Annotated in this window: 20 protein-coding genes; 16 read left to right on the plus strand and 4 right to left on the minus strand. The window is 67.6% G+C overall.

The window, feature by feature from the left end:
• The first annotated feature begins 328 nt into the window (after positions 1 to 328).
• The 6 genes from pdxR to nadC all read left to right on the plus strand — a co-directional run bounded on the left by pdxR (position 329) and on the right by nadC (position 8258).
• Positions 329 to 1870 carry a MocR-like pyridoxine biosynthesis transcription factor PdxR gene (pdxR, locus tag KHO22_RS22585; protein ID WP_211949411.1) on the plus strand — a complete coding sequence of 514 codons (1542 nt, stop codon included), beginning with the start codon at positions 329 to 331 and terminating at the stop codon, positions 1868 to 1870.
• Positions 1871 to 2117: 247 nt separating this feature from the next.
• Positions 2118 to 2522 (plus strand): nuclear transport factor 2 family protein, encoded by a 405-nt coding sequence (locus tag KHO22_RS22590; protein ID WP_211949412.1) that lies wholly within the window; start codon positions 2118 to 2120, stop codon positions 2520 to 2522.
• 16 nt (positions 2523 to 2538) lie between these two features.
• On the plus strand, positions 2539 to 3981 hold the full coding sequence (locus tag KHO22_RS22595) for an NAD(P)/FAD-dependent oxidoreductase (RefSeq protein ID WP_211949413.1): 1443 nt from the start codon (positions 2539 to 2541) through the stop codon (positions 3979 to 3981).
• 183 nt (positions 3982 to 4164) lie between these two features.
• On the plus strand, positions 4165 to 6234 hold the full coding sequence (gene fusA / locus KHO22_RS22600; protein WP_211949414.1) for an elongation factor G: 2070 nt from the start codon (positions 4165 to 4167) through the stop codon (positions 6232 to 6234).
• A 129-nt stretch (positions 6235 to 6363) separates the two neighbouring features.
• Entirely contained in the window at positions 6364 to 7302 is a 939-nt protein-coding gene (locus tag KHO22_RS22605; protein ID WP_211949415.1) for a LysR family transcriptional regulator, read from the plus strand.
• Positions 7303 to 7424: 122 nt separating this feature from the next.
• Positions 7425 to 8258 (plus strand): carboxylating nicotinate-nucleotide diphosphorylase, encoded by an 834-nt coding sequence (gene nadC, locus KHO22_RS22610; protein WP_211949416.1) that lies wholly within the window; start codon positions 7425 to 7427, stop codon positions 8256 to 8258.
• Positions 8259 to 8367: 109 nt separating this feature from the next.
• Here the strand turns inward: nadC and KHO22_RS22615 are convergent, their stop codons facing one another.
• On the minus strand, positions 8368 to 8913 hold the full coding sequence (locus KHO22_RS22615) for a MarR family winged helix-turn-helix transcriptional regulator (protein WP_211949417.1): 546 nt from the start codon (positions 8911 to 8913) through the stop codon (positions 8368 to 8370).
• 352 nt (positions 8914 to 9265) lie between these two features.
• On the opposite strand from KHO22_RS22615, the gene phnN reads away from it, so the two are divergent.
• From phnN to KHO22_RS22630, 3 genes are all read left to right on the plus strand, one after another.
• The gene (gene phnN / locus KHO22_RS22620) at positions 9266 to 11068 is read left to right on the plus strand and encodes a phosphonate metabolism protein/1,5-bisphosphokinase (PRPP-forming) PhnN (protein ID WP_211949418.1); all 1803 of its coding nucleotides are present in this window, start codon (positions 9266 to 9268) and stop codon (positions 11066 to 11068) included.
• Positions 11069 to 11115: 47 nt separating this feature from the next.
• The gene (locus KHO22_RS22625; protein WP_211949419.1) at positions 11116 to 12108 is read left to right on the plus strand and encodes a tripartite tricarboxylate transporter substrate binding protein; all 993 of its coding nucleotides are present in this window, start codon (positions 11116 to 11118) and stop codon (positions 12106 to 12108) included.
• A gap of 215 nt (positions 12109 to 12323) precedes the next feature.
• On the plus strand, positions 12324 to 13427 hold the full coding sequence (locus KHO22_RS22630) for a porin (RefSeq protein WP_211949420.1): 1104 nt from the start codon (positions 12324 to 12326) through the stop codon (positions 13425 to 13427).
• 65 nt (positions 13428 to 13492) lie between these two features.
• Here KHO22_RS22630 and KHO22_RS22635 read toward each other — a convergent pair whose 3' ends face one another.
• On the minus strand, positions 13493 to 13966 hold the full coding sequence (locus KHO22_RS22635) for a hypothetical protein (protein WP_211949421.1): 474 nt from the start codon (positions 13964 to 13966) through the stop codon (positions 13493 to 13495).
• A 209-nt stretch (positions 13967 to 14175) separates the two neighbouring features.
• Here KHO22_RS22635 and KHO22_RS22640 point away from each other — a divergent pair, with 209 nt between their 5' ends.
• From KHO22_RS22640 to KHO22_RS22665, 6 genes are all read left to right on the plus strand, one after another.
• On the plus strand, positions 14176 to 14529 hold the full coding sequence (locus tag KHO22_RS22640) for a Zn-ribbon domain-containing OB-fold protein (protein WP_211949422.1): 354 nt from the start codon (positions 14176 to 14178) through the stop codon (positions 14527 to 14529).
• 20 nt (positions 14530 to 14549) lie between these two features.
• On the plus strand, positions 14550 to 15695 hold the full coding sequence (locus KHO22_RS22645) for a thiolase family protein (protein WP_211949423.1): 1146 nt from the start codon (positions 14550 to 14552) through the stop codon (positions 15693 to 15695).
• Position 15696: 1 nt separating this feature from the next.
• Positions 15697 to 16461 (plus strand): SDR family NAD(P)-dependent oxidoreductase, encoded by a 765-nt coding sequence (locus tag KHO22_RS22650; RefSeq protein ID WP_211949424.1) that lies wholly within the window; start codon positions 15697 to 15699, stop codon positions 16459 to 16461.
• Positions 16462 to 16471: 10 nt separating this feature from the next.
• Positions 16472 to 17275, plus strand: coding sequence for an enoyl-CoA hydratase/isomerase family protein (locus tag KHO22_RS22655; protein ID WP_211949425.1), 804 nt, complete (start codon positions 16472 to 16474; stop codon positions 17273 to 17275).
• Between the two features lie 39 nt (positions 17276 to 17314).
• Complete coding sequence (locus KHO22_RS22660; RefSeq protein ID WP_211949426.1) at positions 17315 to 18310, plus strand: tripartite tricarboxylate transporter substrate binding protein; 996 nt, start codon at positions 17315 to 17317, stop codon at positions 18308 to 18310.
• A gap of 72 nt (positions 18311 to 18382) precedes the next feature.
• Positions 18383 to 19630 (plus strand): CaiB/BaiF CoA transferase family protein, encoded by a 1248-nt coding sequence (locus KHO22_RS22665; protein WP_211949427.1) that lies wholly within the window; start codon positions 18383 to 18385, stop codon positions 19628 to 19630.
• Positions 19631 to 19660: 30 nt separating this feature from the next.
• Here the strand turns inward: KHO22_RS22665 and gcvA are convergent, their stop codons facing one another.
• A complete protein-coding gene (gcvA, locus tag KHO22_RS22670) occupies positions 19661 to 20572 on the minus strand; it encodes a transcriptional regulator GcvA (RefSeq protein ID WP_211949428.1) in 912 nt (303 codons plus the stop codon).
• Between the two features lie 203 nt (positions 20573 to 20775).
• Between gcvA and KHO22_RS22675 the strand changes: the two genes are divergently transcribed.
• Positions 20776 to 21651, plus strand: coding sequence for an oxidoreductase (locus KHO22_RS22675; protein WP_211949429.1), 876 nt, complete (start codon positions 20776 to 20778; stop codon positions 21649 to 21651).
• A 39-nt stretch (positions 21652 to 21690) separates the two neighbouring features.
• Here the strand turns inward: KHO22_RS22675 and KHO22_RS22680 are convergent, their stop codons facing one another.
• Positions 21691 to 23319, minus strand: coding sequence for a cation acetate symporter (locus KHO22_RS22680; protein ID WP_211949541.1), 1629 nt, complete (start codon positions 23317 to 23319; stop codon positions 21691 to 21693).
• Positions 23320 to 23327 lie beyond the last annotated feature (8 nt).

The raw sequence follows: 23327 nt of genomic DNA on the forward strand, positions 1-23327 counted from the left end.
TGGAAGCTGGATCCAGTGGTCTACCTGAACCCCGAGCGGGCTGAGCTGGCGCCTAAGGAGTACCGGAAAGCGGCATAGCGGCGGACGCGACAACTACCTTGACACACACCGCTCGGACAGAAAGTGACTCGCCGGCTACGCCGGCGAAACGGGGGCGCCGGCCAAGAACGACGCGCCAATCAAAACCCTGCCGGCTACGCCGGCGAAACAGCAGCGTCTGCCAAGAACGACCCACCAATCAAAACCCTGGCGAAACAGCGGCGCCACCATGCAGGACAACCTAACCACACCCCAACAACGAATCCAGCCGACAAACAAACAACCCCTTATGACAACAAAGCTGACCCCTCCCATGTGGGACCAGCTGTTCCAGCAACACGCCCGCTCCGGCCTGAGCCTGCAAGGCAAGATCCGCCAGATGCTGGTCTCCGCGATCCTGGACGAACAGCTCCCGCTGGGCATCCCGCTGCCGAGCAGCCGCGAGATGTCCGCGCAGCTGCGCGTGGCCCGCAATACGGTGGTACTGGCCTACCAGCAGCTCGTGGACGAGGGCTATCTGATCTCTCGCGAACGCAGCGGCTATTTCGTCAACCCCGAAATCCTAGGTGCGCGCGTGAGCGGTGTCGCTTCGCTGCGCGGCACGCCGGCCCCCGACACGCATGGCAGCGCGCGCCCGGACTGGGACCGCCGCTTCGTCTTCCGCCCGACCCACCAGCGCAATATCGTCAAGCGCCATAACTGGCGCGATTACCCGTACCCGTTCATCTACGGCCAGTACGACCCGGTGCTGTTCCCCACCGCCGACTGGCGCGAGTGCTGCCTGAAGGCGCTGAGCGTGCTCGATATCCACGAGTGGGCGCAGGACATGATCGTGCGCGACGACGAGTCGCTGGTGCAGCAGATCCGCACGCGCGTGCTGCCACGCCGCGGTGTATGGGCCGGCGCCGACGAGATCGTGATCACCGTGGGCGCGCAGCAGGCCCTCTACCTGCTGTCCGACCTGCTGGCCAGCCCCGATACGCCCGTCGGCATCGAAGAGCCAGGCTACCCCGATGCGCGCAATATCTTCGGCCGCCATACCTCGAAGCTGATCCCGCTGCCCATCGATGCCGAAGGGGTGATCCCGTCCGATGCGCTGCACGCTTGCGACTACGTCTACGTCACGCCCAGCCACCAGTGCCCCACCACGGTCACCATGCCGCTGGCGCGCCGGCAGGCCCTGCTGCGGCAGGCGGAAGAAGCGGACTTCGTGCTGATCGAGGATGACTACGAAAGCGAGAGCCGCTTCGAGGGCGATCCGACGCCCACGCTGAAGAGCCTGGACCGCAACAACCGCGTGATCTATGTGGGCAGCCTGTCGAAGAGCCTGGCGCCGGGGCTGCGCATCGGATACATCGTCGGCCCCGCCGAGCTGATCGCCGAGCTGCGCGGCGCCCGCCGGCTGATGCTGCGCCACCCGTCCGCCTACATCCAGCGCGCATTTTCGCTGTTCCTTTCGCTGGGCCACTATGACGCGCACTTGCGCCGGCTGTCCGCCGCGCACCGGGCGCGCGCCGAAACGGTGCTGGCGGCGCTGGCCGCCCACATGCCGGAGTTTCGCCCCGTGCCCATTGCCGGCGGCGCCTCGTGCTGGATCGAAGGCCCGCCCTGGCTGGACGCCGATGCGCTGGCACGCCTGGCCGAACTGCAGGGCGTGCTGATCGAGCCGGGCAGCGTGTTCTTCATGAGCGAGCCCGCGCCGCGCAATGGCTTCCGGCTCGGCTATTCGTCGATCGCGCCGGAGCGTATCGAGCCCGGCATCCGGGTGCTGGCCAGCGTGGCGCGCGAACTGCACGCCAGCCTCCCCGCGCGGGGCGCATCGGCCGCCTGAGCCGGCGTTCCACCCGACGTCGGGCACAAGGGCTGCTGCCCGGCCGTAGCGGCGGGCAGCAGCCCTTTGTGCATATTCGTGCCGTCACAGGCGAGGCCCGCGCGTGCATCCGGCGTGCGGCGATCGCTGGCCCAAGCGATTCCCGCCAACTGGTCCTACAGCGCAACGCGCGCTCTCCCTATCCTCAAGTCATGGCCGATGCGCGGTCCCCGCCGCCGCATCGTCACGCGATACCAAGGAGACGCAAATGAGCAAGCCCAGCAACAACCCGGTCGGCACCGACCTCCTGCAAGCCTTCAACGACGCCTGGAACCGCCACGACATCGACGCGCTGATGGGCTTCATGGCCGACGACTGCGCCTTCCACGGCGTCGCCGGCGGCGAACTGCTCGGGCGCAGCTTCGTCGGCCGCGACGCCGTGCGCGAAGGCTTCGTGCTGGCCTGGCAGACCTTTCCCGATGCCTCGTGGACCGAGGGCGAGCACTTCGTATCCGGCGACCGCGGCGTGAGCGAATCGACCTTCCGCGGCACCCGTGCCGACGGCGCGCGCATCGAGGCACGCATGGTCGACGTGTTCACGTTCCGCGACGGCAAGATCGCGGTGAAGAACGCCTACCGCAAGGATCGTCCGCCGGTAAGCAAGGCCGCCTGAGCACCGGAGACGCGCCATGGAAGCTGTAGCCACCCGCAACATCCTGAACGGCGGCAATGCCACCGCGCCGTCGCGGCCGTACGACCCCGCCTACGACCCGCTGCACACGCCCACGCCGGGCCAGGGCCGCGAATACGCGCCGACCTACTGGATCGGCACCGCCGGCGAGCCGCCTGCCGACGATGGCCCGATCACGCACGATATCGACGTGGACGTCGCCATCATCGGCTCGGGCTTCACCGGGCTGACCAGCGCCATCTTCCTGGCGCAGGAACACGGCATCAAGGCCGTCGTGCTCGAAGCCAACCGCGTGAGCTGGGGTTGCAGCACGCGCAATGGCGGCCAGGCGCAGTGCGCCTCGGGCCGCCTCAAGCGCTCGCAATGGATCCAGCGCTACGGCCTGGACACGGCGCTGCGACTGCACGAAGAAGTCTGCGCCGGCATGCAGACCTTCAAGGACCTGATCCGCGATATCGACTGCGATCCGCAGCCGGGCGGCCACCTGTATATCGCCCACCGCGACAAGGCCATGCCCGCGCTGGAGAAGGAAGCGAAGATCCTGCGCGAGGTCTTCAGGTACGACGCGCGCATCTTCGACGCCGACACCGTGCGGCGCGAATACGTCGACGACAAGGAAGCCGCGGGCGCCATGCATGAACCCGAAGGCATCGGCATCCATGCCGGCAAGCTTGCCTTCGGCTACCTGCGCCGCGCGCGCGAGCTGGGCGTCAAGGTGCATCCATCCAGCCCCGTGACCGGCTGGGAGACCCGCAATGGCGTCCACTACCTGCGCACGCCCGGCGGCATCGTACGCGCCCGCGCGGTTGGCGTGGCGACGGGCGGCTACACTTCGCAGTCCCTGCATCCGCAGCTGAAGAACCGGCTGTTCCCGATCCTGTCGAACTCCATCGTCACGCGCGTGCTGACGCCGGACGAGATCGACGCGTGCAACTTCCGCACGACCCAGGTCATCACCGACACCCGCATCCTGCGCCACTACTACCGCCTGATGCCCGATGGCCGCCTGCAGATCGGCAGCCGCAGCGCCATTACCGGCAGCGATGCGCCGCAAGACCAGTACCGCCAGAAGCTGGTCAACGACATGTACCGCAAATTCCCGGCGCTGCGCGGCATCCAGATCGACTACTCATGGTGGGGCTGGGTCGACGTCAGCCACGACATGATGCCCCGCATCACACAGCCGGATCCCGCGCAGTCGATCTACTACGCGATGGGCTATGGCGGCAACGGCGTGATGTATTCCGCGCAGGCCGGCAAGCGGCTGGCGGCGCTGATCGCCGGGAAAGGCGCGTCGCTGCCGGCGCTGCCGATCTTCAGCTCGGCGCTGCCGTTCCCGAACGTACGCGAAATGGTGGAATCCCAGGCCTTTGCCCCGTTCCGCCGCCTGGGCCAGCGCTTCCTGTACCACTGGTATCACCTGAAGGACGAAGTCATCTGAGCGGAGCCAGTAGCGTGTCAGCGGCGGGATATGCTGCAATGCAGCGTCCCGCCGCCTGGCTCCGGTGTGACGGACGACAGACACCTTTGTCTGTTGCCACCCCTTCGGCGCCCGCGCGCATATGGTGCTTCCGGCAATTTTCGCCAATAATGGCCTGACTGCCATTGCCGGACGAGAGCTGCCATGCACTACAGTCCCGACGCAATTCGTACCATCGCCCTGCTCGGCCATGCGGGGTGCGGCAAGACCTCGCTGGCCGAGGCGCTGCTGCACCGTGGAGGCGCGCTGCATGCCCCCGGCAGCGTCGAGCGGGGCTCCACGGTCAGCGACTTTGATCCGCTCGAGCGCAAGTTCCACCACTCCCTCACTTCCGCAGTCCTGCACGTCGATTTCCGCAACACCCGCATCTACCTGCTCGACACCCCGGGCTACCCCGATTTTTCCGGCCAGGCCATCAGCGCCCTGCCCGCGGTGGAAACCGCGGCCATCGTGATCAATGCGCAGACCGGGATCGAGATGACCACCCGGCGCGCCATGGCCTGGGCGCAGGCGCGCAAGCTGTGCCGGATGATCATCGTCAACGGCATCGATGGCGAGAAGGTCAACCTGCCGGCGCTGCTGGCCGACATCCAGGAAGCCTTCGGCAAGGAATGCCTGCCGATCAACCTGCCGGCCGCGAGTGGCAGCCAGGTGGTGGACTGCTTCTTCAACCCCGCCGGGGAATCGGACTTCCTGAGCGTGCCGGCCGCGCATGACGCGCTGGTGGACCAGGTGATCGAGATCGATCCCGAGCTGATGGAGCTTTACCTCGAGCAAGGCGAAGCCATCCAGCCCGAGCAGTTGCATGCGCCGTTCGAGCGCGCGCTGCGCGAAGGCCACCTGGTGCCGATCTGCTTCACCTCCGCCGCCACCGGCGCGGGCGTGCCCGAGCTGCTGGACGCCTTTGTGCGGCTGCTGCCGAACCCGACCGAAGGTAACCCGCCGATGTTCTACCGCAGCGTCGGCGAAGGCAGCGACGGCGCCGAGCGCAAGAAGGAAGTGCGTGCCGAACCGGTGCCCGACAAGCACGTGCTGGCCCACGTGTTCAAGATCGTGATGGATCCCTACGTCGGCAAGATGGCCGTGTTCCGCATCCACCAGGGCACGGTCACGCGCGACAGCCAGCTCTATATCGGCGATGCGCGCCAGCCGTTCAAGGTGGCGCACCTGCTGCTGCTGCAAGGCAAGGAACACGAGGAGGTGCCGCGCGCCGGGCCGGGCGATATCTGCGCGGTCGCCAAGATCGACGAGATCGGCTTTGATGCCGTGCTGCATGACGCCACCGAGGACGGCAACATCCACCTGATCCCGCTGGAATTCCCGACGCCGATCTATGGCCTGGCCATTGAACCGGCCCGCCGCGGCAACGAACAGCGCATGGCCGAAGTCCTGCACAAGCTGGCCGCGGAAGACCCGTGCCTGCGCATCGAGCACCCGGCCGGCACCAACGAGACCGTGCTGCTGGGACTGGGCGAATTCCACCTGCGTTGCGTACTGGAACGGCTGACCGATCAGTACAAGCTGGAGGTGGTCACGCGGCCGCCGCGCATCGCGTATCGCGAGACCATCGGCGGCTCGGCCGAAGGCCATCATCGCCACAAGAAGCAGACCGGCGGCGCCGGTCAGTTCGGCGAGGTGATGCTGCGCGTGGATCCGCTGCCGCGCGGCGAAGGCTTCGAGTTCGTCGACGCGGTCAAGGGCGGTGCCATTCCCGGCCAGTTCATTCCGGCCGTGGAAAAAGGCATCCGCCAGGCGCTGGAAAGCGGGCCGCTGGCCGGCTTCCCGATGCAGGACGTGCGCGTCACCGTGCTGGACGGCAAGAGCCATCCCGTGGATTCCAAGGAAGTGGCGTTTGCCGCCGCCGGGCGCAAGGCGTTCATCGACGCGGTGCTCAAGGCCAGGCCCAGCGTGCTGGAACCGGTGGTCGACATCGAGGTGATGATGCCGGACACCTCCATGGGCGACGTGATCGGTGACCTCTCGGCCAAGCGCGGCCAGGTGCATGGCACGCGTACGGGTGCCGCCAACTCGGTGATCGTGGCCGGCAAGGTGCCGCTGTCGGAGCTCAACGACTACCAGTCGCGCCTGAACAGCCTGACCGGTGGCCATGGCAGCTACACCATCCAGTTCAGCCACTACGAGGGCGTGCCGCCCGGCCAGCAGGAGAAAATGGCGGCCAGGCACAAGGCGCAGGCCGACAATGGCGGCGGCTGACTGCGACTGACCACGATAGCGTGCGCAGTGGGCGGCCCGCGGCCTTCGCGCGGCCCGCCTTGCCGCGCGGACATAGTAGACGATAGCGAACGATAGCGGGCGCCGTTTTCCCCGACTGCTGCCCCGATCATGGACAAGGCCCGTGTCCTGACCCTCTTCCTTGGCGTGGTGCGCGCCGGCAGCTTCCGCAGCGCCGCCGTCGAGGCAGGCGTGACGCCCCAGGCAGTCAGCAAGGCCGTGCGCACGCTCGAAGCGGAGCTTGGCGTCAGGCTCCTGCACCGGACCACGCGCAAGCTCAGCCTGACCACCGAGGGCGCCCGGCTGTTCGAGCTGGCCGCGCCGGGCATGCGATTGCTCGACGAAGCGCTCGAGCAGGTGCGCAGCAGCCTGAGCGAGGACGATGGCCTGATCCGCGTCACCGCGCCACCATCGGTCGGCAGCCGCGTGCTGGTGCCGCTGATCCGCGCGTTCCGCGAGAACTGGCCGGGCATCACCTTCGACGTGGTGCTGAGCGACCTCTTCACCGACCTCGTCGAAGCGCAGATCGATATCGGCTTGCGCGCGGGCACCAGTCCCGCGCAGAACCTCGTGGCGCGGCGGCTGTGCGACCTGCCCCTGGTCATCTGTGCAGCGCCCGCCTACCTCGCCAGGCACGGAGAACCAGCGACGCTGGAAGCGCTGCGGCGTCACCCGTGCACGGGTTTCCGGCGGCCGGTGACCGGCCGCATGGTGCCGTGGGAACTGCAGGTGGAGGGCAATCTCGTGTACGAGGAGATGCCTGCCGTGGCCACGTTCAATGATGTCGAGACCGAAGTCGAAGCGGTACGCGCAGGCATCGGCATCGGCCAGCTCGGGGCGTACATGGTCCACGCGGACCTGCTCGCGGGCCGGCTCAAGGCCATCCTGCCGGGGCTCAGCGCCAGCAACGTGGGCCTGTACCTCTACTATCCGCGGCGCAGCCAGATGCCGGCTCGCGTGCGACGCTTCATCGATTTCGTGGTCGAAGCCAGCCGGGGCTCGGAAGATGCGCTGGTGCGGCTGGCCGGCGCCGCCTCGACGGCATCCTGACATCCAATAATCTTAGACATCGAATAATTGTTGACACCGCTCCTGTAAGTGCTAGGATTGCGCCATGTACTTCGATATCTAAGATATTTCGGGTACGACAACCGACCACTCAGGAGCGACACATGTACGACATTTTCTCCACCGACAAGCTGATCGATCTCTGGCTGACCGAGGACATCGGCATCTGCGACCTGACGGTCCAGACCATGATCGAACCGGGCGAGACGGGCACGTTCTGCATGAACGCGCGCGAGCCGATGATCATCGCGGGCATCGACGTGGCCGCGCGCATTTTTGCGCGCTATGACCCGACCCTTTCCATCGACGTGCGTGTGGCCGATGGCGACAAGGTGGGCAAAGGCGCGGTGCTGCTGAACGTCAGCGGCAATGCGCGCAGTGTGCTGACCGCTGAGCGCACGGCGCTCAACATCATGCAGCGGCTGTGCGGCATCGCCAACCTCACGTCAAGGTATGTCGAGGAAATCGCGCACACCAGGGCGCGCCTGATCGATAGCCGCAAGACGACGCCCGGCTTGCGCGCACTGGAAAAGCACGCCGTTACCTGTGGCGGGGGGCTGAACCACCGCCTGAGCCTCGACAACGGCGTGATGGTCAAGGACAACCATATTGCCGTGTGCGGCAGCATTGCCGCCGCCGTGGAGCGCGTGCGCAGGAAGTTGCCGGTACTGACCAAGCTCGAGGTCGAGTGCGATCGCCTTGACCAGGTGCGCGAGGCACTGGACGCCGGCGTGGATGTGATCATGCTCGACAACATGTCGTTGCCCGACATGAAGGAAGCCGTCCAGATCGTCAACGGTCGGACCAAGGTCGAGGCTTCGGGCGGCATCCGCCTGGAAACGATCCGCGCGGTGGCGGAAACCGGCGTCGACTACATCTCGACCAGCAAGATCACGCAATCGGCGCCCGCCGTCGACATCGGGCTCGACGACGCCTGATCTTCGTCTGAATCTTCCCCTGAATCTCGCCTGAAAACGCTCCTCGTCTACCCGAGGGCACTTCTCCCTCGCCGGCCCGGTCCGGCGAGGGACTTTTTGCCTTCCGGCGTCAGATATCCGCCAGCAGGCGCCCGACTTCCTGCGTCGATGGCATCCTGCGGCCGCTTTCCGCCAGCGCGGCCTCGTCGGCCACCAGCTTCTCGGCAATCGAGATCAGCACGCGGCGCGTGGTCAGGACATCCTCTTCCGTCACGCCTTCCACGCTGATCGCATTGACCTCCTCGGCCAGCGGCTCGAGTTTGCGCCTGAGCGCGCGACCGGCCTTGCTCAGGAACACGTGCACCTTCTTCTTGTTGCCCGGCAGGTGCATCCTCTCCACATAGCCGAGCGCTTCCAGCGCCTTGACGGCCGCGAAGGTGGTGGGCTCGGTCACGCCGGCGCGCTCGCTCAACTCGCGCTGCGACATGCCGTCATGGCGCCACAGGATCCGCAGGATGGTCCAGTGTCCGTACGACACGGAATGCTGGGCAAGCCGCAGCTGCAACGAGCGGATATAGGCGCGCGCGGCGTCCTTGACCAGGTGCGCAAGGCGCTCTTCGTCGACTTCGTCGGGCGGCGTGATCGTGACCGGGGATTCCTGCTTTTTCGTGGCCATAGTAATGACATAGGGAAGCTGTGCGAGCCGTTCCTGCGGCAAGCGCCAGGAGCGGGACGGTGCACATGATAGCGCTTCCCGCACGCCTCCATCGCTTCGCGCGCGACTTGATCCGGTTCGCGCCATGTAGCAATCACTACATCAGTGCGGCATGCGCGACGTCGATGCATGCCGCACCGTCACCGCGCATTGCCGATCCCGGTGTTTTCCCCTAGAAGTCCGCAAATGCCGCGTACACACTCGGTTTGCGGGAGCTGGCCCACTGTTTGCATTTACTTAGACATCGAACTTATCTTGACACCACCCGACCCGGTGCTAGCATACGAAAATATCTTCGACGTCTAAGGTAATCATGAAAGAGACCGGCACGTTCTTCCTTGTGGTGGGCCCCAGCGGCGCGGGCAAGGATTCCCTCATCGATGGTGCGCGCGCCGCGCTCGACAGCAGCGAATACGTCTTCGCGCGGCGCGTCATCACGCGTCCGAGCGGATCGCCCGGCGAAGACCACGAAGGCGTTGCCGAGGCCGAGTTCACCGAACGCGAACGCAACGGCGAATTCCTGGTGACCTGGAACGCGCACGGGTTGCGCTACGGGCTGCCCCAGTGGCTGGTCGGACTGCTGGAGGCCGGGAAACACGTGGTCGCCAACGGTTCGCGCGGCGTGATCGCCATGCTGGCGCGGCAACTGCCCCGCTTCGTCGTGGTGAACGTGACCGCGCCGCACGAAGTGCTCGCGCAGCGGATCGCCGCGCGGGGGCGCGAATCGGGCGATGAGGTGCTGCGCCGCGTGGCGCGCCAGGCTGCGCCGATGCCTGACGGCGTCCGGTGCGTCACGGTATCGAACGACAGCACGCTGGATCTGGGCGTGGCGCGCTTCACCGATGCCTTGAAGCACGGCGCCGGTTCCGTCGCGCAGCCCGCGAGCCGGCGCCACCTGGCGGCCAAGCTGGACGGCCAGTCACTGGACGAAGGCGCCTACGAAGCCATCCTGCGCGATGCCATTGCCGGCCGCTACACCGAGCAGGAACTCACGGCCTTTCTGACGGCCGCCACGCGCTCGCTCGACGACGGCGAGGTGGTCGCGCTGGCCCGCGCGCGCACCCGCTTTACCCCGCGCATCGCATGGAACGAACCGATCGTCGTGGACAAGCATTCCATGGGCGGCGTACCGGGCAGCCGCATCACGCTGATCGTGGTGCCGATCGTCGCCGCTTACGGGCTGGCGATGCCGAAGACTTCCTCCCGCGCGATCACGTCGGCAGCCGGCACGGCGGATGCCATGGAGACCATTGCGCGCGTGGACCTGACCCATGACGACGTGCGCCGCTGCGTGGCCGAGGCCCGCGCATGCATTGCCTGGAACGGACGCATGAACCATTCGGTCATCGACGACGTGATGAACGCCATCACGCGGCCGCTCGGCCTCGATTCGCGCCGCTGGGCGGTGGCCTCCATCCTGTCGAAGAAGGCAACCGCCGGCGCCACCCACGTCATCGTCGATATTCCGTACGGCCCCCAGACCAAGCTGTCCACACGCGCCGATGCGCAGGCGCTCGCGTCATTGTTCGAGGAGGTCGGCAAGGGGCTTGGCCTGCACGTCCGCGCATGCGTCACGGACGGGACCCGGCCGATCGGCCGCGGCATCGGCCCCGCGCTCGAAGTCCGCGATGTCCGGCTGGTGCTGGACAACCACCCCGACGCCCCCGCGGACCTGCGCGAAAAGGCCTTGCGTTTCGCGGGCGAGATCATCGCCTTCGATCCGCGGGTGGAGTCCCCGGCGCAAGGCATGCGTATTGCCACGACGCTACTCGACGACGGCAATGCCAGGGCCGCATTCGACCGGATTGCCGCCGCGCAGGGCATCCGCCCCGATCCGGTGGCGCCGGGTCCGCATACCCATCTCGCCATCGCGTCCGTTGCCGGCCGTGTCGGCGCCATCAACGGCTGGCAGATCTCCGGCATCGCGCGGACGGCGGGCGCGCCGCGTCGCGCGGGCGCGGGCATCGACCTGCTGTGCACGATCGGCGAGTCCGTCGCGGCGGGCGAGCCGCTGTACCGCATCCATGCCGAGAGCGCCGAAGAACTCGCCGCGGCCGTCGCCATGACGCGGCCGGCCGGCGAATGCCCGGGCGCGGTGCGCGTTGATCCCGATTGACCTGGCTTTCCCTTTCCCCCACCCTAGCCGACGAGGCATACATACCAATGAGACCCCTATCCGTCGTCCGTAGTCTGGCATCGCTGCTGTTTGTCGCCGGCAGCCTGGGCACCCTGCCCGGGCGGGCCGAAGCCAACATTGCAAGCACATTTCCCCAAAAACCGATCCGCATGGTCGTCACATTCCCGGCCGGCGGCGGCACGGATGCGCTGGCGCGGCTGATCGGCAACGACATCAGCAAGAGCCTGGGACAGCCCGTTGTGGTCGACAACCGACCTGGCGCCAGCGGCAACATCGGCGCGGAGTTTGTCGCCAAGAGCCCGGCCGATGGCTACACGCTGCTGATCGTCAACAGCAGCTTTGCCATCAATCCCGGCGTCTTCAAGAAGCTGCAGTTCGACCCGAAGAACGACTTCAGCGCGGTCATCACCTTTGCGTCGGTCCCGTCGGTCATCGCCGTGCCGCAGAACTCCGGCATCCACACCTTCAAGGACCTGCTGGCCGCCGGCAGGAGCGCCACGCCGCCAAGCTATGCCTCGTGCGGCAATGGCACGCCACAACACCTGGCTGGCGAGCTGCTCAAGATGTCGTCGAAGATCGACATGCTGCACGTGCCCTACAAGGGCTGTGCGCCTGCCATCGCCGACGTGCTGGGCGGGCAGGCGCAAGTCAGCATCAACACGCTGCCCAACACCGTTCCCTATCTCAAGAGCAACAAGCTGCGCGCGCTCGCCGTGACCTCGAAGGGCCGCTCGCCGCTGCTGCCTGACGTGCCCACGGTCAGCGAACTTGGCGTGGCCGGCTATGACGTGGACCAGTGGTTCGGCATCCTCGCACCCGCGAGCACGCCGCCCGAAATCGTGCAAAAGCTGAACGCGGAGATCGCCCGCGCCGTGGCCAAGCCCGAGATCAAGGCATCCCTGGCCCAGCTCGGCTTCGCTGCCACGACCAGCACCCCGGCCGAATTCCAGAAGCTGGTGAACAGTGATATCGATCGCTGGCAAAAGCTCGTGTCGAAGATCAACCTGAACCTCGACTGACACCGCCTGGGGCGTCCACCTGACGCCATCAGGACGCCATCAGGCAGCCCCGAACTTCCCGAAGACCCTCGTTGCCGCACGGGCGCTCGCCAGCCCTCGTGGGAGTGCGTTCGTCCCTGCCGCCTGCCCGGCAGCGGCATCCGATGCCGGCAACGTGCGCGCTGCGCGCGGATCTGAACCACACAAACCAGAAGACAGAAGATCAGAAGACCAATATGAAACTCACGCAAAGCAAGACCCTTCGAGGCATCGCAATGGCGGTGACGGCGCTGGCATGGACAGTCGCGGCGCAGGCACAGGGCTCGGTCACGCTCTACGGCGTCGCCGACGTCGGGGTCGAATTCCTCACGCATGCCGACACCGGCAACCACAGCCTGACGCGCATGGCCTCGGGCAACCTGTCGGGATCGCGCTGGGGCATGCGCGGCACCGAAGATCTCGGCGGCGGCCTGCAGGCCCTGTTCGTGCTCGAAAGCGGCTTCGACATCGATGCCGGCACCTCGGCACAGGGCGGGCGCCTGTTCGGACGCCAGGCATTCACCGGCCTGTCTTCGTCCTACGGCCGCGTGACGCTGGGCCATCAGAACAACATCCTCTACGACATCCTGATCAACTACGACGCCATGGCGGTGTCGCCGCGCTATTCGATCTTCATGATGGATGCGATGACGGCCGGGCGCTACGACAACACCGCCAAGTACACGGGCAAGTTCGGCGGCCTGACGGTCACGGGCCTCTACGCGTTCGCGCGCGGCACGTCGCTGGGCGGCGGCGCCCTTGCCAGCGAAATCCCCGGCGATCCCGGCAGCGACCGCGCGATGAGCGCCGGCGTCGAGTACAGCACCGGCAATATCGGCATGACCGTGATCTACGACGAGCAACAGGGCACGCGGGGCCTGGCCGGCCAGAGTTCGGCGCAACGCGATCGTCGCCTGGCCGTGGCCGCGACCTACACGTGGACGCAGGCCAAGGTGTTTGCCGGATATCGCTGGCTGAATGGCGATATCGGCGCCACCACGGCGCTACCCGCCCGGCGCGCCGACCTGTTCTGGATCGGCGCCAGCTACCAGCTCACGCCGGCCCTGACCATGAGCGGCGCGGGATACCTGCTGAACGACCGGCACGGCAACGGCGACGCATGGAGTGCTGCGCTGCTGCTCGACTATGCCTTCTCGAAACGCACCGACGTCTATGCGCAGGTTGCGTACATCAGCAACGACGACGGCGCGCGCATCGGCCTCAATGGGCCGTCGACGACGATCGGGGCTGCCGGCACGAACCAGTTCGGCGCGGTCGCGGGGGTCCGGCACAAGTTCTGAGCGCAGGCTCCGCAGCGGCCGCTTCAGCCCCCTTCCGGCAATCACGCCGGCAATCATGCGGGCAATCAGGCGGCCGTGATCCTGCAGATCTTCGACAGCATGTAGCCGACACCGGCAATCCGGTGCTCGTGCCGCGGCGCAAAGGCTTTCAGGTGCGCGACGACGCAGCGGTCGATGGCCTTGCAGGCGCCTTCGTCTTCAAAGCCGGGAAGGAACGAGATGGAAACGTCCGGCACCGGGTAGTCGAGCAGCCGCGCTTGCGCCATTCGCGTGTAGACGTTGCCCTCGCGGAACTCCACCGGGATATCCGTCCACTGCGGCAGGAATTTTGTGGTGCTGCTTGCCAGTTCCGCATCGGTGATGGTGTCCAGGTCGGCACGGGAAATCGAGTAGGTCATACGGGTTTCGTCCTTCTGAAACTTCGGGAACATCGGAATGCGGCGCAGGCGGGCCAGCCGCGGCGCCCCGTCGGCCATGACAAGACTAGCGCTTGCAGCAATCCGAGCCATGCAACGCGCGCCAACCACTTTGCAGTTCATGCCAGTGTCCTGAGGTCGTTCTGGCAGCCCTCCGGTGCCGGGTCCGCCGCACCGGCAGGTCCCGCCTTCCGGTCCGTCGCTTGAGATTTTCTCAATCGATCACGCCCGAAATATCGTTTGTACGGAACCGCGCCGGCGACAACCATTACGCACAAGGCCGCGCGCTCACCGATGCACGGCCAGCCGATATCCGACAACAGGAGACTGCCGTGCCAGACCTTCCCTACCCACTGTGGAACCCCGGCCCCGCGCCGCAACTGCTCGCCTCGCGCGATCGCGCCACCGGCGAGTACGTGTTCCCCGCCGTGCCCGATGACTCGCCGCTCGCCACGCGCCATGACGTGGCGCCCGTGGCCGGCACGGGATCGGTGTACAGCTTCACCGTGATCCATCCGGGCCCGAAGAGCGGATTGGCGCCTTATGCGCTCGGCTATGTGGATTTCCCTGGCCCGGTGCGCATCTTCGGACGCCTGCTGGGCACCGACCGCCCCACCATCGGGCAGCGCTACAGCGCGCAGCCGGACGCCGAATTCGGCTACGTCTTCCTGGCCGTGCCGGCCTGACTCCCACGAGGTAAGCAACGATGCAGGACATCTACATCCACGGCGGCGCCATGACGCCGTTTGGCCGCCACACCGGCGTGCTGGCGCCGGAACTGGCGCAGCAGGCCATCCTCCAGGCGCTGGACGACGCCGGCTTGCGGCCCGCCGACATCCAGGCCATCTACTGCGCCAATGTGCTGGGCGGCATGATCCTCGGCCAGCTCATCGTGCGCGACCTGGGCTTTGGCGGCATCCCGGTCTACAACGTCGAGAACGCTTGCGCGAGCGGCGCCACCGGCGTGCACCTGGCGCGGCATGCGCTGCTGGCCGGCCAGTACGACACGGTGCTGGTGTTCGGCATCGAGCAGCTCACCGCGCTTGGCGGCGGCACCATCCCGATGCAGCGCAATGACCACAAGACCGACCTCTATGCGAAGGCCGGCATGGTCCTGCCGGCGGTGTATGCGATGCGCGGTACGCGCTTCCTGCACGAGCGCGGCGCGAGCCGCGCCGACCTGGCCGAAGTGGCCGTAAAGAACCGCCACAACGGCTCGCTCAACCCGTTCGCGCAGCAGCGCACCGCCACCACCGTGGAAGAAGTGCTGGCCTCGCGCATGATCGCCGACCCGCTGACGCTGCTGCAATGCTGCCCTTCACAGGTCGATGGTGCGGCTGCGCTGGTGGTCGGCACAAAGCGCCCGGCACGCCACCGTCCGGTGAAAGTGCTGGCCTCGGTGGTCGTCTCCGGCCTCCGCGAACAGGCGGACGACGACATCCTCGACGCCGAGATCACCGCGCGTGCGGCGCGGCAGGCCTATGAACAGGCCGGGCTCGGCCCGGAAGACGTCGACGTGGTGGAACTGCACGACGCCTTCACCATCGCCGAGTTGCTGTACTACGAAGCGCTGGGCCTCGCCCCGCACGGCGAAGCCGTGGGTCTGCTGAAGTCGGGCGCCACGCGGCTTGGCGGCCGCGTGCCGGTCAACCCGAGCGGCGGCCTGCTGGCCAAGGGGCACCCGCTCGGCGCCACCGGCGTGGCGCAGATGGTGGAGATCCTGTGGCACCTGCAGGAGCGCGCCGGCGCACGGCAGGTTGCCAACGCCCGCGTCGGACTGACGCAATGTACCGGCGGCGGTATTGCGGGCGTGGACCACGCCGCGTCCTCGGTTCACCTGCTGGGAGTGTGAGATGGGCACGCAAGACTTTGACCCCACCCACGTCGCCGTGGTCACCGGCGCGGCGCGCGGCATCGGCCTCGGCATTGCGACGCATTTGGCGCGCAGCGGCCTGACCGTCGCGCTGCTGGACCGCGACGCGGCCACGCTCGGCGACGCCGTCTCCGCACTGGCCGTCGAAGGCCTGAAAGTCATGGGCGCGGCAGCCGACCTGACCGACTCCGCCGCCGTCAACGAGGCTTTTGCCCAGGTGCGTGCGCAAGCGGGCCGCGTCGACTGCCTGGTGAACAACGCCGGCGCCGTTCGCGACATGCGCTTCCTGTCCATGCGCGACGAGGATTGGGACCTGGTCATCGATACCAACCTGCGCTCGCAGTTCCTGTGCTGCCGCGCGGCGCTGCCCGGCATGGTCGAGCGCGGCTACGGGCGCGTCGTGAATATTTCGTCGCGCGCATGGCTGGGCGGCTTCGGCCAGGCCAATTATTCCGCGGCAAAGGGCGGCGTGGTCAGCCTGACGCGCTCGCTCGCGATCGAGTTCGCGGCCAAGGGCATCACCGTGAATGCAGTGGCCCCAGGCATCGTCGACACGCCGCTCTTCCGCGGCTTCGCGCCCGAGGTGCAGGGCAGGCTGCAGAAGTCGGTGCCGGTGCAGCGCATCGGCACGGCGGACGACATCGCCAACGCCGTGGGCTTCTTCCTTGACCCGCGCGCGTCCTATGTCACCGGACAGACGCTCTACGTGTGCGGCGGGCGCAGCCTGTCCTCGCCCAGCGTGTAGGGAGGCCGCCATGACCGTACGCATGGAGATCGACGGCGCGGTGGCCGTCCTGACCCTGGACCGGCCGCAGGCGCTCAATGCGCTGGACGTGTCCGCCCTGCGCGCGCTGCGCGCCCACCTGGCCGAAGTGCGCGACCGTGACGACCTGCGGGCCGCGGTGCTTACCGGTGCCGGCACACGAGCGTTCTGCGCGGGGGCCGACCTGTCCAGCACGCGCACGTCGGTGGCCTCGTACCCGGAGGCCCTGTTCCGCGCGCCTGAGCAGGCCGCCGACCTGGGCCTCTACATCCGGCTGATGGACCTGTCCGACCTCGGGCTCTGGAAGCCGCTGATTGCGGCAGTCAACGGCCACTGCCTCGGCGCGGGCCTGGAGATCGCGCTCCAGTGCGACCTTCGCGTGGCCTCGCAGGCGGCGACATTCGGCCTGCCGGAAGCATCCGTCGGGTCGATTCCGGCCGTCTGCGGCCTCCACCGCCTGCTCAGGGCGGTGCCGTCGGCGCACGCCATGCAGATGGCGCTGACCGGCGAGCGCATCGACGCGGAGCAGGCCCTGCGCATCGGCCTGGTCACCGAAGCGGTCACGCCGGAGGCCCTGCTCGACCGCGCCCTCACGCTGGCCACCAGGGTCGCACGCAACGCGCCGCTGGCGGTGCAGGCCATCAAGAAGCTGTCGCGCCAGACGCCCCATCTGGGCGAGTCCGACGCGCAGCAGCTCACCGAACTCTATTGGGGCGTCTTGCGCGATACCGCCGACCGGCTGGAAGGCCGGCAGGCCTTCGCCGAGAAGCGCCCGCCGCGCTACATGGGCCGCTGAGGGCGGCACCCAGGCACGAACCATCATCAGGAGACAAGCATGTCACGCATTTCCCAATCCGCGCGCACGGCGCTGGCCGGCCTGCTGGCGGCCGCGAGCTTCGCCATGCCGGCGCCCGCCGCCGCGCAGGCCTCATATCCGGCGCAGAAGCCGATCACGCTGGTCGTGCCGTTCGCCCCCGGCGGCGGCAACGACATCCTCGCGCGGCTGGTCGCGCCGAAGATGAGCAAGCTGCTCGGCCAGACCATCGTGATCGAGAACAAGCCAGGCGCCGGCGGCAACCTCGGCACCGACTACGTCGCGCACGCGGCGCCCGACGGCTACACGCTCGTGATCGCATCCAGCCAGGTGACCATGAACCCGTTCCTCGGCACGAAAGTGCCGTTCCGGATCGAGCGCGATTTCGAGCCAGTGGGCCGCATCGCCTCGGTGCCGATCATGCTGGTGGTCAACGCCGGCCAGCCGTTCCGCACGCTCAAGGACTTCATCGGCTACACGCACGCCAACCCGGGCAAGATCAGCTACAGCAGCCCTGGCAACGGCACGCCGCAGCATCTGGCCGGCGAGGTCTTCGCACGGCTGAACAAGACCGAGCTGCTCCATGTGCCCTACAAGGGCACCGGACCCTCCATCACCGACCTGATGGGCGGGCAGGTGCAGGCCTCCTTCGCGACCTTTGCCTCGGTCATCCAGTATGTGCGCGCCGGCAAGCTCCGTGCGCTGGGCATTGCCGGCAGCAAGCGCACCACGCTGATGCCCGAGCTTCCCACCTTCGCGGAAGCGGGCCTGGCCGGCTATGACGCCGAACTCTGGTACAGCCTGCTCGCGCCCGCGCAGACGCCCAGGACCGTCGTCGACAAGGTCAACGCCGCGCTGGTAGCCGCGCTCAGGTCCCCCGAGGTGACGGCGCAACTCGCGCAGCAGGGCTTCGAGCCGCAGCCATCCTCGCCGGCCGAACTCAAGGCCTACATCGGCAAGGAGCTGCAACGCTGGCAGCGCGTGATCGAAGGCAATGGCATCAAGGTGGCGCTGTGACCGCCCCTGGCGGCACCGCATCGGACACCTTCCACCAATCCTCTTCCCTTCTTTCCTAATTGAGGCACAGACATGCTGCGCAACGCACTGGACGGCCTGACCGTCATCGATTTCACCCAGATCGGCGCCGGCCCCACCTGCACCATGCTGCTGGCGGACATGGGTGCGAAGGTCATCAAGATCGAGCCGCCCGCCGGCGAACTCGGCCGCGGCCTCGGGCCCGGCTGGATCGGCGACGACAGCGCCCTGTTCCACGGCTTCAACCGCAACAAGCTCGGCGTGGCGCTGGACCTCAAGTCCGAAGACGGCGCGGCAGTGGCGAAACGCCTCGTGGCCGGCGCCGACATCGTCGTGGAAAGCATGCGGCCGGGCGTGATGGCGCGGCTGGGGCTGGGCTATCCGCAGCTGTCGGCCGATCATCCGTCACTGGTCTACTGCTCGATTTCCGCATACGGGCAGGAAGGGCCGTATGCCGGCCATGCCGGCGTGGACGGCATCATCCAGGCGGACTCCGGCCTGATGAGCCTGATCGGCGTGCCGGGCGGCGAGCCGTGCAAGGTGCAGGCGCCCGTGGTCGATGTCATGACCGGCTATGTCGCATGTGTCGGCGTGCTGGCGCGGCTCGCGCAGCGCGCCCGCGACGGGCAAGGGGGACACCTCGACGTCAACCTGCTCAACGCCGCGCTGGCGCTGCAGCAATCGTCGATCACGAGCTACTTTGCCGACGGCGCACTGCCGGTACGCGCCGGCAGCGCCGCGCCCTACTCCGCGCCGAACCAGGCGTTCGAGACTGCCGATGGCTGGATCATGGTGGCGGCGTACATGCCCGGCCGCTGGCAACGCCTGTGCGAAGTGCTCGGCCTGCCCGCGCTGGCGGACGACCCGCGCTTTGCGACGTCGCCGCTGCGCGTGGCCAACCGTGCGGACATGGTGATGGAGCTCGCCCGCGTCTTCGCGACGCGCGGCACCGATGCCTGGCTGGCGGAACTGCAGGCCGCCGATATCCTGTGTTCGCGCGTGGCGACGTATGACGATGTCGCGCGGCATCCGCAGGTCGTCGCGAACCGCATGGTCCGCCACGTTGCGCATCCCGTGCTCGGCGACATCCGCATGCCAGGCTTTCCGATCAACAGCGCGCAGGAGAACGCGCAGCCCGCGCGGCCTGCGCCTGCGTGCGGGCAGGACACGCGCACGGTGCTGCTTGCCGCGGGCTACAGCGGCGCGGAGATCGATGGCCTGCTGGCGCGACAGGCCATCGGTTGCGCGGACGGGCCTGCGGTGGCCGCGCCATCCGAAGTCGTTGGGGCGGGGCTTGGGTGATGTCTGGGGTGCCTGGCATGCGCCCCGAGGTCAAGCGCGGCCGACGGTCCCTTCGCCTTCGAACTGCCCCAGCAACCACCCGCGAAACGTCGCCATGCTGGCGCTTTCCCGCCGGTCCGCCGGCGTCAGCAGGTAATAAGTGAAGTCCCCCATGTCCACCACCCGGCGGAACGGCGCCACCAGCGTCCCCGCCGCCAGGTCCCCGGTCACCAGGAAGCGCTGCGCGATGGCAAATCCCAGACCTTCGATCGCCGCCGCGTAGGCCATCGCGGAACTCTGGTACGTCATGCCACCCCGCACATCGACCTCCCCGTCCGCGCCTGCGGCACGAAGCCAGTGCGCCCAGTCGTCGGGCCGGGCGACCGAGTGCAGCAGCGTGTGGTGCCGCAGGTCGGCCGGCTTCCTGACCTTGCGAGCGCCCGACAGCAGCGCGGGGCTGCACACCGGCACCAGCACGTTGGACACCAGGCGGTAGGCATTGACCCCCGGCCATTTGCCGTCGCCGAGCCGGATGGCCCCGTCGATGTCCTCCTTGCGGAAATCGACCGGATCGAGCGTGGCGGTCAGCAGCACCTCGATTCCCGGGTTGGCCGCGTGGAAGCTCGACAGCCGCGGGATCAGCCAGCGCATCGCAAAGGTCGTGTACGCCCGCACCTTGAGCTGCTTGCGCCTGGCGCGCTTGCCCAGCCGGCGCGTCGCTTCGCGCAGATCGTCCATGGCGCGGGTGACGGCCCGGTAGTAGTCCTCGCCGGCATGGGTCAGCGTGATCTGGCGATGGCCGCGGTGCAGCAACTGCACGCCCAGGCCGTCCTCCAGCGCGCGTATCTGGCGGCTGACGGCCCCGGGCGTGACGTGCAGTTCCTGCGCCGCGACCGTGATGCTCAGGTGCCGCGCCGCGGCTTCGAAAGCCCGCAGGGCGTTGAGAGGAGGAAGTCGATCCATGCCGGCGAGTCTGCCATACGGTTGATCTTTGCTCAATCGAAGCGGACGGTCGTTGCCGGCATTCGCCGCGCGCATTGACAACCGGCAGTTGCCAGTGAAACACCATTGCTCGATCTACCGCAGGCATTTCCACTGGCCTACATTTCCTGCGTGGCCAACGCCATCACCCGACAGGAACCCGACCCACCGCAAGGAGATTCACCATGTCCAGTATCACCACCACCGCTTCCGCCAACACCAGCAAGGTCTGGTTCATCACCGGCGCCTCGCGCGGCTTCGGCCTGGAGATCGCACGTGCCGCGCTGGCGCGCGGCGACCGCGTCGTCGCCACGGCACGCCGGCCGCAGGCCGTCACCGATGTGCTGGGCGAGCATGACCATCTGCTTGCCGTGGCGCTCGACGTCAACAGCGACGAGCAGGCCCTTGCCGCGGCCGACGCCGCCGTGTCGCGCTTCGGCCGCATCGATGTGCTGGTCAACAACGCCGGCTACGGCCTGCTCGGCGCGGTAGAGGAGGCCTCGCGCGAGGAGGTGCAGAACCAGTTCGCGACCAATGTGTTCGGCTTGCTTGGCGTGACGCGTGCGGTGCTGCCGCATATGCGCCGCCAGCGCGGCGGCCACGTCATCAATATCTCGTCGATCGGCGGCTATGCGGCCTACCCTGGCTGGGGCGTTTATGGCGCCACCAAGTTCGCCGTGGAAGGCCTGACCGAGGCGCTGGCCGCGGAACTTGCGCCGCTGGGTGTCCATGCCACCGTAGTCGAGCCGGGCTTCTTCCGCACCGACTTCCTCGATGCCAGTTCGCTCGTGCGCGTCGGCAACGAGATTGCGGCGTACGCGCAGACCGTGGGGGCAATGCGCGGGCACATGGACTCGGCCAACCACCAGCAGCCGGGCGATCCGGCCAGGCTGGCAGCGGCGTTGCTGAAGCTGGCCGACAGCGGCACGCCGCCGGTTCGCCTGCCGCTCGGCTCCGATACCGTGGCCCGGATCACGGCCAAGAACCGAACGGTGGAAGCGGAACTGGATGCCTGGCACGCCGTAGCGGTCTCCACCGATCTCGGGGCGGCATCGAACTGAGCAACACAAAGCCGGGCCGGTTCAAGCGGCCCGGCGGCTTCAATGCTGCGACGCCCCGGCCGCCCCGATGCCAGTCATCGACCGCACGAACTGCGCACCGAAGCGCCGGCGTTCCGTCGCCGCCTGCGCCGACTTGTCCAGTACCGACGCCAGCCATGCGCAGGCAAACGCCAGCGTCATCGAGAACAACGCAGGGTTGGCATACGGAAAGACCGGCTTGTCATGGTGCAGCAGGCCCACCCACACCGTGGGGCCCAGCACCAGCAGTGCCACCGCCGAAGCCAGCCCCGCCAGGCTGCCTGCCACGGCGCCCTTCGTCGTCAGTCCCTTCCAGAACATCGACAGGAACAGCACCGGGAAGTTGACCGACGCGGCAATCGCCAGCACCAGCCCGGACAGGAACGCGATGTTCTGCTTCTCGAACAGCACGCCCAGCACCATGGCCAGCAGGCCGATCACCACGGTGGCTGCCTTCGAGACCCGGATCTCGTCCTTCTCGTTGGCACGCCCTTGCCGGAACACATTGGCATACAGGTCGTGCGACACAGCCGACGCGCCCGACAGCGCCAGTCCCGCCACCACCGCGAGAATGGTGGCGAACGCCACGGCCGAGATAAAGCCGAGGAACCAGTCTCCGCCGATGGCATGCGCAAGATGCACGGCAACCATATTGCTGCCGCCGACCAGCTTGCCCGCCGCATCGCGGTATGCCGGATCGCCGCCGACCATGACGATGGCGCCGAAGCCCACCACCAGGATCAGCACGTAGAAGTAGCCGATGAAGCCGGTGGCATACAGCACGGACTTGCGCGCTTCCCTGGCATCCGCCACGGTGAAGAAGCGCATCAGGATGTGCGGCAGGCCCGCCGTGCCGAACATCATGCCGACGCCCAGCGAAATGGCGTCGATCGGGTTGGATACCAGCCCGCCCGGCGACAGGATGGCCAGGCCCTTGTCATGCACCCTGGCGGCCCCCGCGAACATCGCTTCCGGGCTGTAGCCAAAATGGGACAGCACCATGATCGCCATGAACGTGACTCCGCCCAGCAGCAGCACGGCCTTGATGATCTGCACCCAGGTAGTCGCCAGCATGCCGCCGAACAGCACGTACAGCACCATCAGCGCGCCGACGATGACCACGGCCGACTCGTAGCTGGTGCCGAACAGCAGTTCGATCAGCTTGCCGGCGCCGACCATCTGCGCGACCAGGTACATGATCACGACGGTCAGCGTGCCGAATGCGGCCGTGATGCGCACGGGCTTCTGCGACAGGCGATAGGACACCACGTCGGCAAACGTATAGCGGCCCAGGTTGCGCAGCCGCTCGGCGACGATGAACAGGATGATCGGCCAGCCGGCCACCACGCCCAGTGCATAGATCAGCCCGTCATAGCCCTTGTCGAACATCATCGCCGAGATGCCGAGGAACGACGCGGCGGAGACCATGTCGCCGGCAATCGCCAGGCCGTTCTGGAAGCCGGTCAGGCCGCCGCCGGCGGCATAGAAGTCCGACGCCGAGCGCGTGCGCCGCGCGGCCCAGCGCGTGATGCCGAGCGTGAACAGCACGAACAGCATGAACATCACGATGGCGCTCCAGTTCAGCGGCCGGCGCGTGACTTCACCCTGGATGGCGGGGGCGGCCAGCGCGGCGCTGCCGGCCAGGCCCATGAGCACCA

It is taken from the genome of Cupriavidus yeoncheonensis (assembly GCF_905397275.1).
Classification (GTDB): domain Bacteria; phylum Pseudomonadota; class Gammaproteobacteria; order Burkholderiales; family Burkholderiaceae; genus Cupriavidus; species Cupriavidus yeoncheonensis.

Excerpts from the sequence above, each read along its gene's own strand:
- pdxR (WP_211949411.1), top strand. The coding sequence starts at position 329 with ATGACAACAAAGCTGACCCCTCCCATGTGGGACCAGCTGTTCCAGCAA.
- KHO22_RS22590 (WP_211949412.1), top strand. The coding sequence starts at position 2,118 with ATGAGCAAGCCCAGCAACAACCCGGTCGGCACCGACCTCCTGCAAGCC.
- KHO22_RS22595 (WP_211949413.1), top strand. The coding sequence starts at position 2,539 with ATGGAAGCTGTAGCCACCCGCAACATCCTGAACGGCGGCAATGCCACC.
- fusA (WP_211949414.1), top strand. The coding sequence starts at position 4,165 with ATGCACTACAGTCCCGACGCAATTCGTACCATCGCCCTGCTCGGCCAT.
- KHO22_RS22605 (WP_211949415.1), top strand. The coding sequence starts at position 6,364 with ATGGACAAGGCCCGTGTCCTGACCCTCTTCCTTGGCGTGGTGCGCGCC.
- nadC (WP_211949416.1), top strand. The coding sequence starts at position 7,425 with ATGTACGACATTTTCTCCACCGACAAGCTGATCGATCTCTGGCTGACC.
- KHO22_RS22615 (WP_211949417.1), bottom strand. The coding sequence starts at position 8,913 with ATGGCCACGAAAAAGCAGGAATCCCCGGTCACGATCACGCCGCCCGAC.
- phnN (WP_211949418.1), top strand. The coding sequence starts at position 9,266 with ATGAAAGAGACCGGCACGTTCTTCCTTGTGGTGGGCCCCAGCGGCGCG.
- KHO22_RS22625 (WP_211949419.1), top strand. The coding sequence starts at position 11,116 with ATGAGACCCCTATCCGTCGTCCGTAGTCTGGCATCGCTGCTGTTTGTC.
- KHO22_RS22630 (WP_211949420.1), top strand. The coding sequence starts at position 12,324 with ATGAAACTCACGCAAAGCAAGACCCTTCGAGGCATCGCAATGGCGGTG.
- KHO22_RS22635 (WP_211949421.1), bottom strand. The coding sequence starts at position 13,966 with ATGAACTGCAAAGTGGTTGGCGCGCGTTGCATGGCTCGGATTGCTGCA.
- KHO22_RS22645 (WP_211949423.1), top strand. The coding sequence starts at position 14,550 with ATGCAGGACATCTACATCCACGGCGGCGCCATGACGCCGTTTGGCCGC.
- KHO22_RS22650 (WP_211949424.1), top strand. The coding sequence starts at position 15,697 with ATGGGCACGCAAGACTTTGACCCCACCCACGTCGCCGTGGTCACCGGC.
- KHO22_RS22655 (WP_211949425.1), top strand. The coding sequence starts at position 16,472 with ATGACCGTACGCATGGAGATCGACGGCGCGGTGGCCGTCCTGACCCTG.
- KHO22_RS22660 (WP_211949426.1), top strand. The coding sequence starts at position 17,315 with ATGTCACGCATTTCCCAATCCGCGCGCACGGCGCTGGCCGGCCTGCTG.
- KHO22_RS22665 (WP_211949427.1), top strand. The coding sequence starts at position 18,383 with ATGCTGCGCAACGCACTGGACGGCCTGACCGTCATCGATTTCACCCAG.
- gcvA (WP_211949428.1), bottom strand. The coding sequence starts at position 20,572 with ATGGATCGACTTCCTCCTCTCAACGCCCTGCGGGCTTTCGAAGCCGCG.
- KHO22_RS22675 (WP_211949429.1), top strand. The coding sequence starts at position 20,776 with ATGTCCAGTATCACCACCACCGCTTCCGCCAACACCAGCAAGGTCTGG.
- KHO22_RS22680 (WP_211949541.1), bottom strand. The coding sequence starts at position 23,319 with ATGGGCCTGGCCGGCAGCGCCGCGCTGGCCGCCCCCGCCATCCAGGGT.